Annotated in this window: 10 protein-coding genes; all 10 read right to left on the minus strand. The window is 60.4% G+C overall.

The genetic code is table 11. The annotated features are described in order from the left end of the window. The 10 genes from ED655_RS05940 to lpxC all read right to left on the minus strand — a co-directional run bounded on the left by ED655_RS05940 (window position 1) and on the right by lpxC (window position 13,112). Entirely contained in the window at window positions 1-1,515 is a 1,515-nt protein-coding gene (locus ED655_RS05940; protein WP_162993411.1) for a PepSY domain-containing protein, read from the minus strand. Window positions 1,516-1,641: 126 nt separating this feature from the next. After that, a complete protein-coding gene (locus ED655_RS05945) occupies window positions 1,642-2,193 on the minus strand; it encodes a nicotinamidase (RefSeq protein WP_122049386.1) in 552 nt (183 codons plus the stop codon). Between the two features lie 70 nt (window positions 2,194-2,263). Further along, window positions 2,264-3,211, minus strand: a complete 948-nt coding sequence (locus ED655_RS05950; RefSeq protein WP_023978595.1) for an HlyD family secretion protein — start codon at window positions 3,209-3,211, stop codon at window positions 2,264-2,266. Window positions 3,212-3,224: 13 nt separating this feature from the next. Beyond that, window positions 3,225-3,419: a DUF1656 domain-containing protein gene (locus ED655_RS05955; RefSeq protein ID WP_023978594.1), complete on the minus strand. Its 195-nt coding sequence runs from the start codon at window positions 3,417-3,419 to the stop codon at window positions 3,225-3,227. A 33-nt stretch (window positions 3,420-3,452) separates the two neighbouring features. Further along, the gene (locus tag ED655_RS05960) at window positions 3,453-5,504 is read right to left on the minus strand and encodes an FUSC family protein (RefSeq protein ID WP_122049387.1); all 2,052 of its coding nucleotides are present in this window, start codon (window positions 5,502-5,504) and stop codon (window positions 3,453-3,455) included. A 378-nt stretch (window positions 5,505-5,882) separates the two neighbouring features. Beyond that, window positions 5,883-7,214, minus strand: coding sequence for a hemolysin family protein (locus ED655_RS05965; protein ID WP_205835995.1), 1,332 nt, complete (start codon window positions 7,212-7,214; stop codon window positions 5,883-5,885). An 84-nt stretch (window positions 7,215-7,298) separates the two neighbouring features. Next, window positions 7,299-9,353 (minus strand): NAD-dependent DNA ligase LigA, encoded by a 2,055-nt coding sequence (ligA, locus tag ED655_RS05970; protein WP_122049388.1) that lies wholly within the window; start codon window positions 9,351-9,353, stop codon window positions 7,299-7,301. Continuing rightward, window positions 9,353-11,068 carry a DNA repair protein RecN gene (recN, locus tag ED655_RS05975; protein ID WP_122049389.1) on the minus strand — a complete coding sequence of 572 codons (1,716 nt, stop codon included), beginning with the start codon at window positions 11,066-11,068 and terminating at the stop codon, window positions 9,353-9,355. Before recN ends, ligA begins: the two co-directional genes overlap by 1 nt. 78 nt (window positions 11,069-11,146) lie before the next feature. Beyond that, entirely contained in the window at window positions 11,147-12,025 is an 879-nt protein-coding gene (locus tag ED655_RS05980; RefSeq protein ID WP_062164295.1) for an outer membrane protein assembly factor BamD, read from the minus strand. 79 nt (window positions 12,026-12,104) lie between these two features. Next, window positions 12,105-13,112 carry a UDP-3-O-acyl-N-acetylglucosamine deacetylase gene (gene lpxC, locus ED655_RS05985; RefSeq protein ID WP_122049390.1) on the minus strand — a complete coding sequence of 336 codons (1,008 nt, stop codon included), beginning with the start codon at window positions 13,110-13,112 and terminating at the stop codon, window positions 12,105-12,107. Between the last annotated feature and the right edge of the window lie 77 nt (window positions 13,113-13,189).

Here is a 13,189-nt window from a genome sequence, read left to right on the forward strand (position 1 = left end):
TCACGATCTTGCATGGCGGCGTGGTTTTCTTCCTGATCTGTTACGTGTTGTACGGTCAAGCCTCGCCGGGCTGCGGCGTCGATGCCGGCAGCGCTTCACGCTGATCCACAGGCCAGAAAGGCATATCAGGCTGACACCGCCGAGCAGGGGCAGAATGATCCGGAGCCGTGCATCTGGCTGACGCAGCCACGAGAAAAAATCGAGATCATGGGGACCATAGATGACCCATCGTGAGCCTTTTTCTGATGTCTCGATACGCAGCAGCGCCTCGCCGGACCGGGCATCGAGATAGAGTCTTGCCCTGTCTTTTCCGATAAGACGAAAAACCGGAAAGACGCGGCGTTTGTGACGCGTCGAGAAATAATAGGCATCATCGTTCTGCAAGAGCGTTACCTCAGCCCTTGTACCCGTCTGAGCCATCGTATCGACAAGTTCCTGCCTGGTCAGGGGTGAGGGAGCGAGTGTCAGATCCAGCCGCTGTGGGTTGCCCTCTGCCTCTGTCACCGCAAGTCCCGTTCCATGCGCACCGGGCAGGACAAGAATGTCGCGAAACGACTGATGGGGTACGCGGGTAAGAGCAGCAACTGTCTGCGTCAGTGCCGAGGCGGGCAGGGTGCCGCGCCATTGGGACATCCAGAGGGGGGAGGGCTTGTGAGCCATCAGCCCCGCCGGGTTCATGCTGAGAAACCCGGTCAGGATCCATGACAGGAGGAAGAGCCCGAAGACCGACCCGGCAGCATGATGAACGAGATGCGCGCCGCGATAGGGTGAAAGACGACGCCCGACCCGGAAGCGGCGCAGACCGATCCAGAGCCCGAGCGTGGTCAGGGTGACGCCAAGGGCTGACAGGATAATGAGCGTGTCAGACCAGATGACGGGGTAACGGCGCAGTTGTGAAAAATACAGCCAGTGGGGGATAGCGCCAAGCCATGACCAGAACCGTGTCTTGCGGGTGGTGGCCTGCACGACATCGCCCGTCAGCGGAGAGAGATAGAGGATCGTGTGGCGCGGGCTGTCGAAATCGAAGCAATAGAACCCTGCATCATGATCCTTGGTATTCAGGATCCATTGATCCACGCGGCGTAGCCCCCTGAAAACGGGTGGGGCGGTCTCGCCCTCCAGCGCAGCATAGCGGCCAGCGACCTCCGCAAGAGCGGCAGGGTCGGGATAGGTATCATTACGACCCAGAATTAGGCCAGTGCGCAGGTCGTAATTCCGGCTTTCTGCCTTGTCGTCCATCGCCTGCAAAACGGGCACAGATCCGGCCATAACGAGCCGGAACTGCCGATAGGAACCATGCAGATCCGGAAGCACAGGAGGGCGATCGAACCGGAGGGGCTCATGTGCCAGTCTGGCAAGCCGCTCGTCTGGCTGGGGCCAGGGCTTCCAGAGCATGACCATCCCGGACAGGCACCAGAGAAGCATCAGCGCACCAAGGCCAATACCCAGCCAGCGATGAACCAGAAACGCCGCTCGAACGGCTTTCTTGCACAACGGCTTCGCGCGATCAGTCATGATGAACAAGGCGCGGGCGCATGAATGGTCCAGATAGAAACGGGAGAAAGACGGCTTTTACCTGCCGCCTCGTGATTGCCCTGACAAGACGCCTGTGTCGTACGGCGTTGCATCAATGCCGCCTGCTCAGGCCTCGATGAGGTTCACGCCAAGCGTGTGCAGTTCCGTCAGGCAGGCGGCAGGGTCAGGGGCAATGCCGCGACAGGCGGAGAGCGCGATATCAGTTGCGAAGCCAAGCCGTCGCGCATCCCGGGCGGTTGCGGCAACACAGTAATCGAGCGCGAGGCCGCAAAGCGTGACCTGCCCGATATCGAGCCCGCGCAGGAGGCCTTCGAGCCCGGTGGCGTGAACCTGATCGTTATCGAAAAAGGCCGAGTAGGAATCACAGGCGATATCCAGCCCCTTATGGACGATATGGCTGAGTCGGCTCTGGTTCAGGCGGGGAGAAAAATCGGTCCCGCTCGTGCCTGCTACGCAGTGAATGGGCCAGGGACCGCCATAGGGCGTGAAAGAGCAGTGTTCAGGCGGGTGCCAGTCACGGCTGGCGATCACGGCTGCAAAATCAAGAGACAGGAGCATGTCGATTGCCGGGAAGATTTCATCGCCATTGGGCACGCCGAGCGCACCGCCGGGCAAAAAGTCATTCTGTACGTCAATCAGGAGGAGGGCTTTTCGCATGGTCACTCCGGTGGCTCCCTGTTTCTTCAAAAGGCTAGACGCCTGCGTGCCATCGCATCATTCCGCTTTCCTAATGGCCAATAACATGACGCATGTCGTCTCCGAAATGATGAAGCGCGTCCTTTGTGGACATGTGCCGCCTGTGGCCGTTTTCGGAGACAATCGTGACGGTGGCCGTCATGCCCGCTGCCAGATGCAGATCAGGGGGGAGCTTGTCGATGTGGATACGCACCGGGATACGCTGGGCCAGCCTTACCCATGTATAGACCGGGTCCACCGATGGCAGGCCCTGTGTTGCGGTCGAGGCATTCATGCTTGAAATGCCGCGGGTAATGCTCTCGACATGGCCGAACACAGGATGATGGCCGCCCATGAGATCCATCCGGACGGGGTCGCCAATCTCGATATTATGGACCTTGGTCTCCTCGAAATAGCCGTCCACCCAGTAGGAGGCGGAATCGATGATCTGGATATTCACATGGCCGGCTGTGGCAAAATCACCGGGCCGCATGAGCAGGTTTGTCACGTAGCCATCGATCGAACTATGCACGATCGTCCGCTCCAGATCGATGCGGGCCTGTCTGAGGGCTGCCTGTGCGGCGTCATACTGGGCACGGGCCTGAGCGGCGGCGGCGGCATATTGCTGTTTTTCCTCGCCGGATACAGCAACACCCGGGATGATCCGCCGCCGCTGGAACTGCGAATTCCTGAAATCGAGATCGGCCTTGCGCTCGGCCAGATTGGCTTCGGCGGAGGCGACACGCACCTTGAAGTCGAAAGGATCGATGACATAGAGCACGTCGCCCCGATGCACGAATTCGTTGTCCTGCACCCGAACTTCGATAATCTCGCCTGAAACACGCGGCGCCATGTTCACGACTTGCGCGCGGACCTGTCCGTTACGGGTCCAGGGGGCTGCGGTATAGTAATCCCACAGGATCACGATAACGATCCCGGCGACCACGAGGATCGACAGGGTGATGAACCACCGGATCAGGCGGGAGGCACGAGCGAGCACGAGCGGATTACCTTCACAAAAGCCAGGTATAAAGGCCAAGCAGACAGACAAGCAGGCCGAATTGCGCGAGTGGCGGATTCCAGAAAAAACGCCACAGATTGAGACGGCCGAAGCACCAGCGCACAATGGCCAGCGTGAGGAGAGCGAGAAACAGATTGGCGACAAAGGCCGAGACGAGAACGCCTTCGAGGTCGATGACTTCACTCATACCCATCACCCGTGTCGCGTGTGGAAGTCCCGCCTACCATCGCCGACGCCCCAGGCCGAAATGGCGCAAGGTCGACCGATTATCCTCAAGTGTGGACCGCACAGCCTCAAGACTGCCCGCGCAGAGCACGGCCAGATTGCGCTCATGGTCGCGCGCCGTGCGCGCGATATCGAGAAAGCGGTTGCTGATTTGTGGCAGGGCATGACCAAGGGTGGGAAACGAAGCGGTATTGATCAGCCCATGTGCTTCAGTAGCGAGAAGGCGCAGGCACGGCGAGGCCGCAGCCTCATCCAGATAATGACGCACCCGCGCCAGCGTGGTGGCGAGATCTTCCAGCATGACGAGGCGATTGAAGACATGGCGGTTGACGCGGCGATGCGCGTCCATGCGTTTTGTCCAGGTCAGCAATTGCGCGAGCCTGTCATATTTAAGGCTGAGCAAACGTGCCCCGGCTGGCTTCCCGTTTCCATGCAGCTGGGCCTCGAGATCCTGACCGATTGAGGCAGCGATACGAAAACGCCGGCTTTTGGGCGTGGGAGGGAAAAGCAGGACCAGAATGACGAAGGCAACGACACCCGAGATCAGATAGAAAATATTGCGCGAGATGAAGGCGAGCGGATCGTAATCCTGATGATTGCTCAGACCGAGAATGATCGGAAAAAACGCCCCGTAATTGAACCCGATGGCGCTTGTGCGGGCGTTCATCAGCATAACGCAGGCGAAGATCGTGTGGGGCAGAAAGACCAGGGCCAGCGCACCGAAAGCAGCGATATGCGGAAGCACGAAATAATTCATGACGATGGCCACAGCCACGGCCAATGAGAGGCCCAGTATTGCCCCCATGCCGAATTGGGAGGTGTCGAGTGCGGTGGAAGCGAGCGTCAGGATCAGCGCGGCCTGTGACAGAGCCGCCATGGAGGCAGGCTGATCGCTGGCGATGCAAAGCCCGGCGGTGATCGAAAACCCCAGCAGGACCCGTAACGCGTTGATGAACGCGGCGACGTGATCGGCATGCTGGCCGAGCTGTGCCAGTTTGAGGGCGTTTCCTGCAGGGGTGGCGTGCTGAAGCGTATCAATGCCCGTCGCGATGTGTAGCCGGTTGCTGAGCATGACGGCGCTGCGCTCCAGAAAATGCGCATCATGGGCGTCGGGGTGATAATCCGGTGCTTCCGCCTGCATGGCGTCCATCAGGGAGCCAACCGTCTCGTAACGGTCGCTATTGTCCTCACGTAACTCGTGCCATGCCAGCACGTGACGATGCGCGAGAGCAGAGACACTCTTGTGACGCAGGATATGGGCGATGGCGCGTCCCGACCCAAGAACGGTGAGCATGCCGATAATCGCAAGACGCGCCCCGGCGCTACGCCGCGTTGAGCGGTCGATCTCGGTACGGGCATAGGTAATCTGGGCCGAGAGCGAAAGAATCTCGCCTGCGATGGCGGTAGTCTCCATCGCATCAGGCACGGAATCGCCCCGCATGGCGTCGCGTCCGAAAGCCCGGATCTGACCCGCCTTGGCCTCGAGACTATCCGCCAATTTCTGCCACGCCTTGGGTGAGCCGGTAAGCATGTTGACGAAGGCCACAGAGGCAATGCCAATCGCCACACAGCTTGCGCGGGAAAGGGCGACGTCAAACACATTCTGCGGTGTGTCGATTACGTTGATGGCGACCAGAGCGATCGTGTAACCCGCGAGTAGCGCGCCATAAGAGCGGAAATGGCGTTCCAGCGACCCGATATAGGTGCAGCCTGCCAGCCACAGCGCGCATCCACCCAGCATCATGCCGCGATCCTGGCTGAAACAGGCGATGAGCAGGATGGAAGCCCCCACACCAAGGGCCGTGCCAACCAGCCGGTAGAGCGCCTTGGAAAGGGCCTGTCCGCGCAAAGGCTGGGTGATGATCATGACGGTGACAGCGGCACCAGCAGGAGAGTCGAGCTGCGCCCAGAAGGCGGTGGCAAGGGCGAGACAGACGGCCGCCCAGCTGCGCAGGGAAAAACCGATCCATCCGGGCGGGAAGGGTGGGTTGGGCAGATCGGCGGGGACGGGCCACCAGCGTATGCGTGTTTCCACCCCCTCTGACATGTGCCTCCAACCCGAAATCTGACCCGCGCAACAGGAACGCCCCGCAGGCTCAGAAGGTCAAGCACGCAGCGGCCTGGTGCAGGCCGGGAAATCCTTTGTCAGATACGGGTCTGTAATGGTGCCTCCGTTGGAGGCAGATTTGGGAGGTCTCGGCAGGATATCGACGGGCTTTCCTGTGATCGAAGCCCGCCATGACATTGTGCGCTGTCAGGATTGCCGCCGTGATACGGACAAGCAGGGGGCTCACCCGGAGGCGGTTCTTCAGACGCTCCGGTTTTCTCTAAGCGTCAGGAGAATTTCGATTGCCGCCGTTTCGGATAGCCGCCCGATATGACGAGTATCCCTGATTTGAGGCGTGGCCAACGCTGGAAACGGTGCCTACGCGTCACCCTGCGCCATACGGGATACCAGAAGCTGATTGATGCGGAAACCATCCACATCGACCACCTCAAAGCGATAGCCCGCGGCCTCGACCCGGTCGGCCTTACGCGCCATGCGGCGCAGGCGATGCATGACGAAACCACCGATCGTGTGAAACAGATCGCGCTCGGCGTCGAGGTTGATATCGAGCTCACGGAACACGTCCCCGATGGGAGCCGCTCCATCGATGAGCCACGAATTTGCGTCGCGTCGCACAATGGCCTGCTCTTCAAACGGGCTTGCCAGTCCATCCATGAGCGCGCCCATGATGTCCTTGAACGTGATCAGACCGACCACGAGACCATATTCATTCACGATCAGCGCAAAGCCTGCACCATGCGAGTCGAATTGCGCCAGTGTGTCCCACAAATTCAGCGTGTCCGGCAGCGAAAGCGTGTCACGACGCATCCGGAAAATCTGGTTGGTAATAGGCTGGCTCGGATCGGTGTAGGCTGGCACCTCATCCACGACCGCGACCAGAACGTCCTCAGCGCGGATCGAGCCGATCACGTGATCGAGCCCGCCATCACAGAGCGGATAGCGTGAGTACGGACGGATGCGTACCTTGTCACGCTGAGATTCAAGGCTCTCCTGCACGTCGAGAAAAACGATCTCGTCTCGCGGGGTCATGGCCGAGGTTACAGAGCGATCCTGCAGCGCCAGAACATTCTGGATCAACTGGTGCTCTTTTTCCTGCAACACGCCGGATGCCGTGCCTGCGGCCAGCATGGCGTTCAGATCCTCAGGCGTGACGGGCTCGACAGCAGAGGCTGCCGGGATGCGCAGCAGGGCGAGCAGCCAGTCTGAAATCACCGAGAAAATCCAGACGGCGGGGTAGAGCACTCTCAGCGCCCCGGTAAGGAACCAGCCGACACGCAGCGCCACACGGTCCGGATTGTTCAGGGCGATACGTTTTGGCAGCAGATCAGCAAACAGGACAAACAGGCCCGTCACGATCACAAAGGCCAGCGTCGCCGCCGTCTTGGTGGCGACACCTGGTGTCAACCCGGCTTCGATGAGGGCCGTGCTGAAGGCCGGTGTGAGAAGCTCACTGGATATGACACCGCCAAGAACGCCTACGGCATTGAGGCAGATTTGTAGGACGGTGATGACCTGCCCGCTATTACGCCGCAGCTTGAGGAAAGCCGCCGCACGGGCGTCACCCTGATCGGCCAGCGCACGCAGGCGAATGTCACGCGCTGCGGCAAAGGAGATCTCGGAGAGTGATATCAGGATCGAGACGGCAATCGCTGCCACCATGGCCGCGAGGCCCAGAAGCAGCAGCATCATGTGCCTGACTCCTCATTCTGAATGGGCTGGAAAAAGAAGAGCCTGCTTTGATGTTTTTCTTGGCTCATGGCGCAGTATCCGCCCTTAACCGGCTGGCGGCAACCCGGCGATTGCGCGCCAGCCTGCCTCGTCGCAGGTCTCAAGCCCAAGCTCGGCAGCTTTCTTTGCTTTCGATCCGGCTTTTTCACCCAGCACCACCAGCCCGGTCTTTTTCGACACGGAATCGCTCACCTGCGCGCCCAGACGTTCGGCAATGGCCTTTGCTTCAGGGCGGGTCATGGTGTGTAATGTGCCGGTAAAGACGATGGTCTTGCCTGAAAGCGGGCCTTCCTCGGGGCGGGATTCCGGCTCGATTGTAAGTTGCGCCCGCAGATCAGCCAGCGCCTCCACATTATGCGGCTCGGCAAAGAAGGCCAGGAGATCGGCCACAATGCTCTGGCCGATACCCATGATGCTGCCAAGGGCAAGGCGGTCGTCAGAACCGATCATGGCGGCAGCGTGCATGGCGTCGAACCAGGCTTCATAGGTCTGGTAATGTCGCGCCAGAAGCTGGGCATTGCGCTCGCCGATACGCCGTATGCCAAGCCCGAAGAGAAACCGGCTGAAAGCGATGGTACGGCGCTGCTCGATGGCATTGAGCAGATTGCGCGTCGATACCTCGCCCCAGCCTTCACGGTCACGGATGATGTCGGCCTTGTCGTGCAGGCGGAAAATATCGCCGGGCCGGTCGATCAGGCCGATCTCGTGGAACTCGCGTATGGAGCGCTCACCCAGCCCCTCGATATCGAATGCCGGACGGGAGACGAAATGAATCAGGCGCTCGACAACCTGCGCCTCGCAGGTCAAGCCGCCAGTGCAGCGTCGTACAGCCTCGCCTTCGGGGCGCTCTGTCAGGGCGCCACAGACGGGGCAATGCGTCGGGAAGATGAAAGCCGGACCGCGCGACTTATCCTCAGGAACAGGCCCGAGAATTTGCGGAATGACATCGCCTGCGCGCTGCACACGCACCAGATCGCCAGGGCGGACATCCTTGCGCGCAATTTCGTCTTCGTTATGCAGCGTTGCGCGTGACACGATGACACCACCGACATTGACCGGCTCCAGATGGGCCGTGGGGGTAAGCGCGCCTGTGCGCCCGACCTGTATCTCGATTTTTTCCAGTCGCGTGATGGCCTGCTCGGAGGGGAATTTCCATGCAATGGCCCAGCGCGGTGCACGGCCTGCAAAGCCAAGACGGGTCTGGAGGTCGATATCATCCAGCTTGAAGACGACACCATCGATGTCATAGGGCAGGGATGAGCGTTCGCGGGCAAGATTGGCGATATAACCGGCGATCTCGCTGGCATGGCCGATGCGTGTTGAAAGCGGATTGACCGGGAAGCCCCAACGTTTCAACTGCTCCAGCCAGTCCCAGTGTGTTGCGGCACAGCGTTGGCTCGAAAAGCCCTGCGCATAGGCAAAAAGCGACAGCGGGCGTCTGGCGGTCACATTGGGGTCAAGCTGGCGCAGTGACCCTGCGGCAGCGTTGCGCGGGTTCGCGAAAACCTTCTGTCCCTGTGCCTGCATTGTCTCGTTGAGCGACAGGAAATCGGCCTTTGCCATGAAGATCTCGCCGCGTATCTCGATCTCCTGCGGGAACTCTCCTTCGAGCTTTTGCGGAATGTCAGCAATGGTTCTCAGATTGGCGGTGACGTCCTCGCCCACCAGCCCGTCCCCGCGTGTCGTCCCGCGCAGCAACGCGCCGTTTACATAGGTGAGGTTGATCGACAGGCCATCGATCTTGGGCTCGGCAACGAAAGTGAGCTGATCGGCCGCCTTGGCATCCAGCCCGAGAAAGCGGGCTGCTTTTGCCACGAAAGCCTCGAATTCCTCGGTATTGAAGACGTTGTCGAGCGACAGCATGGGCACGCGATGGGGCTGCTTGCCAAAGGCGGTGTCCGGCGCTGCACCAATGCGCTCCGAGATGCCGCCCTCAATCCTGAGGTCAGGGTGAGCTTCTTCGAGGGCAAGGAGCGCCCTTCTGGTCTCGTCATATTCCGTGTCTGACACTTCAGGGGCGTCGTCGCGGTAATAGGCGTCGTTCCAGCGCGCAATGAGCGCCGCTAATCTGGCGTGCTCATGGGCGGGGGTATCAGTCATCACTCTTGTTCCAGCAGGCTGTCAGCGGCCGTACGCGCGGCATCCGTTATGGTCTCGCCAGCCAGCATACGCGCGATCTCCTCACGTCGTTCCTCGGCGGAGAGTTTTTCTGCAAGGGTTTCCGTCCTGTCCTTTCGGATACGCTTGCTGATGCGCAGATGCTGGTCGCCACGCGCCGCAACCTGCGGGCTGTGGGTGACGACAAGCACCTGTACATCCTGCGCTACACGATGCAGGCGGTCACCGATGGACGAGGCCGTAGCCCCGCCAACGCCGGAATCCACTTCGTCGAAAACCAGCGTCGGTATAGCCGAGCGTTCGGCAAGCACGACCTTCAGAGCCAGCATGAGGCGCGATAATTCGCCGCCCGAGGCCACCTTGGCCAGTGGGCCAGGTGGTTGGCCCGGATTGGCGGCGATCAGGAAGGATGCCTGCTCCTTGCCACGCAGGTTCCAGGCCTCCGGCGCAAGTGGCGTGAGCGAAACAATGAATTTGGCGCGCTCGAGCCTGACCGGCTTGAGTTCGGCCATGACAGCGGTCTCAAGCCGACGCGCAGCGCGCTCGCGTATCTGGCTGAGTTTCTCTGCTTCTGTGGCAAACACCTCGCGCGCTGCTTGCGTTTCCGCCATCAGCTGATCAATACGGGCATTGCCTGAATCCAGCGCCTCAAGGCGGGCCTGAAGGCTCGCCAGCAGAGCGGCCAGTTCATTGACCGCCACACCATGCTTGCGACCCGCTGCACGCAGGGCAAACAGACGTTCTTCAGTTTCCTCAAGCAGGCGGGGATCGGTGTCTGCATCAGCGGCAAGACGGGAAAGCAGGGTTTCGGCCTCGGCAAGCGCCTCTTCAGCTTTTTCCAGAGCCTCGAGTGCCTCCTGCGCCTGGGCCTGCTGCGCGGAATGGGCAACCGGGTCGTCGCCGGGGGAGGGAAGCAGGCGGGCCAGCGTGCGGCTGGCATTGCGCAGGGCGGCGGCGGGGGTGGCGGAGCGACGGTCACGCGGTGTCAGCTCGGACAGGGCCGCTGCAATGGCCTCGCCACGTCGTTCGTTTTGCTGCAGGCCGATACGCAGCGCAGCTAGTTGCTCTTCCTCATCTTCCTGCGGGGCAAGAACGCTGAGGTCGTCAACGGCCTGTCTAAGCCAGTCCTCCTCACGCCGCGTCGCTTCCATTTCGGACTGCGCTGCGGCGAGGGCCGCAGTGAGTTCGATCCAGCGACGATAGGCGCGAGCCACGGCCTCGCGAGCACTGCGATCCACGCCAAAAGCGTCGAGCAGATCGAGATGGGTCGCCTGATCCGCCAGACCCATCTGGTCGTGCTGGCCCTGGATTTCGACCAGAAGAGCCGCGATGCGACGCAGCAGCCCAACGCCAATGGGCTGATCGTTCACGTAGGCCCGCGACCGCGCATCGGCAGTGACCGTGCGTCGGAGCACAAGCGGTTCATGCGGGTCATCAAGGGCAATGCCCTGCTCGGCAAGAAGCTGATGGACCGGGTGGCCATCGGGGATGTCGAAACAGGCGGAAACGCCAGCCTGATCTGTCCCGGCACGAACGAGGCCGCCGCTGGCGCGGTCGCCCAGAGCCAGTCCAAGGGAGTCGAGGAGGATGGACTTGCCCGCCCCGGTTTCACCCGTAAGGACCGTCAGTCCCGGATGAAAAGGCAGATCGAGCCTCTCGATCAGAACGACATCGCGTATCGAGAGGTGAGTCAGCATGCAAGGCGGTCCTGATGTGTCAGTCTGGAAACATCGCTGGCGGCGGCAGATCGCGCCAGCGTCCTTGTCTCGTCCGGATCAGAAAACCGAGTGCCACATGCGGCCGAAAAGCCCGCGCTGCTTGCCACCCGGCGCGACGCTATGATCGGGTAAAAGATCGCGGTTGCGCAGCAGGTTGTAGCTGTAACGATACCATTGGCTGTTGGGATAGTTGTAACCCAGAACCGAGGCTGATTTGCGTGCCTCGTCGACCAGACCCAGTTCAAGGCTGACCTCGACGATGCGTTCGAGCGCTTCAGCCACGTGATTGGTCGTCTGGAAGTCGTTCACGACGCGCTGGTAGCGGCCAAGAGCCGCCTCGTAGTTGTGCTGCTGCTGGTAGTAGCGGCCGACGAGCATTTCCTTACCGGCAAGATGGTCGCGGCAAAGGTCGATCTTCAGCTGGGCGTCGCGGGCATAGGCCGTCTGTGGGAAGCGTGTCACGACCTCCTCAAGAGCGTTCAGGGCTTCGATCGTACCCTGCTGGTCACGCTGAACTTCGGCAATCTGTTCGTAGTAGCAAAGAGCGCGCAGGTAATAGGCATAAGCGGCGTCAGGGCTGGTGGGGTGCAGGAGCAGATAGCGCTCAAGCTGCTGGACTGAAAGCGCATATTCCCCCTGAAGGTAATAGGCATAGCCTTCCATCAGCTCGGCATTACCGACATAGCCCGAATAAGGGTAGTTCTGCTGCAGGAGTTCGAATTCGCCACTGGCCAGCGTGTAGCGCTTCGAATGAAGGGCATCGATGCCGTAATTATACAGCGTCTCGGCACTGGCGACCTTTGGTGCCTTGAACTCTTCCTTGTTGGAAAAGAGCGAGCAGCCGCTCAAAAGCAGAAAGCTGCCGGCTGTCAGGACGCTAACGACGCGCTGACGCTTCGAGGCAGGAGGTACGTGACGTTCTGTATTCTGGTGCATGCCGACTCTTCCACTGACGAACGGTCTTATATCACGCCTGACCATTCGCGGAAGTCCTGGGCGCACGAGATCGTTTCTCTCACGCTGCTGCGTGTATTTCACTTCTGTTTCGAGCGGTCTGACCTGCCAGGCGCCAGTTTTCACCGGAGGAAAAAAGGGAGCGCAAAACACGGTTGTTCAATCCATGGCCCGATTTATGGCCCATGAAGCCTGCCTTGAGCGTGTGCCCGGCCAGATACAGATCGCCCACGGCATCCATGAGCTTGTGACGCACGAATTCCTTGGGATGACGCAGACCGCAAGGATTGAGCACGGTATCGCCTTCCACAACGATGGCATTATGCAGTGAGCCGCCGCGGGCGAGCCCCATCTTCTGGAGGGTCTCGATTTCCTTACGCTCAACAAACGTACGGCAATACCCTACCTCTTGGCGGAAGCGGTCGAGGGTGAAGGGCATGGCATGGCGCTGATGGCCGATCGCGCTGGCCGTGAAATCGATCGACATGGCGAGGGCGAAGCCAGCTCGTGCGGGGCGAAGCTCGGCAAACGCTCCGTTATCGTCTTCCACACGAACGGTGCGAAGAACCTCGATCACGACGCGTGTAACATCCTGCCCGGTCTTGCCCGCGCACTGGATCAGAAAATCGAATTCGGCAGCTGAACCATCAAGTACCGGTGTTTCCGGGCCATCAATGTCGATCAGGGCATTGTCGATACCATTGGCGTGCAGGGCGGCCATCAGATGTTCGATCGTGGCAACGCGGATATCTGGCGCATCGGCACGGGCGATCACCGTGCTGAGCCGTGTGCACACCACATTGTCGTAGCGTGCAGGGATCGGCAGGGCATCGGGAAGATCGCTTCTGCGGAAAACGATGCCATGGTTCACAGGGGCGGGACGCAGGGTCATACGCACCTGATGGCCACTATGAAGCCCTATGCCAACGCAGGTAATGGGCTGCTTGAGTGTGCATTGGGGCGCGGTCTGCGTATTGGTGCCGAAGGGGCTTAGAAAATCGGCTGAGTTCTTGAAAACTGAGGGAGGCACGATCGATGCTTTGAACGGTGTTTCGGCCGTGATCTGCATGATTGGACGCTCTCCCAAATTACCGAAACGTTATGTTTCGGCCTTGAAGAAAGCTCTACCCGCTAAAGGGGCAGGCA

Source organism: Asaia bogorensis, from assembly GCF_900465345.1.
Classification (GTDB): domain Bacteria; phylum Pseudomonadota; class Alphaproteobacteria; order Acetobacterales; family Acetobacteraceae; genus Asaia; species Asaia bogorensis_A.

Coding starts and splice junctions, on each gene's coding strand:
- lpxC (WP_122049390.1), bottom strand. CDS start 13,112: ATGCAGATCACGGCCGAAACACCGTTCAAAGCATCGATCGTGCCTCCC.
- ED655_RS05945 (WP_122049386.1), bottom strand. CDS start 2,193: ATGCGAAAAGCCCTCCTCCTGATTGACGTACAGAATGACTTTTTGCCC.
- ED655_RS05980 (WP_062164295.1), bottom strand. CDS start 12,025: ATGCACCAGAATACAGAACGTCACGTACCTCCTGCCTCGAAGCGTCAG.
- ligA (WP_122049388.1), bottom strand. CDS start 9,353: ATGACTGATACCCCCGCCCATGAGCACGCCAGATTAGCGGCGCTCATT.
- ED655_RS05965 (WP_205835995.1), bottom strand. CDS start 7,214: ATGATGCTGCTGCTTCTGGGCCTCGCGGCCATGGTGGCAGCGATTGCC.
- ED655_RS05940 (WP_162993411.1), bottom strand. CDS start 1,515: ATGACTGATCGCGCGAAGCCGTTGTGCAAGAAAGCCGTTCGAGCGGCG.
- ED655_RS05960 (WP_122049387.1), bottom strand. CDS start 5,504: ATGTCAGAGGGGGTGGAAACACGCATACGCTGGTGGCCCGTCCCCGCC.
- ED655_RS05955 (WP_023978594.1), bottom strand. CDS start 3,419: ATGAGTGAAGTCATCGACCTCGAAGGCGTTCTCGTCTCGGCCTTTGTC.
- recN (WP_122049389.1), bottom strand. CDS start 11,068: ATGCTGACTCACCTCTCGATACGCGATGTCGTTCTGATCGAGAGGCTC.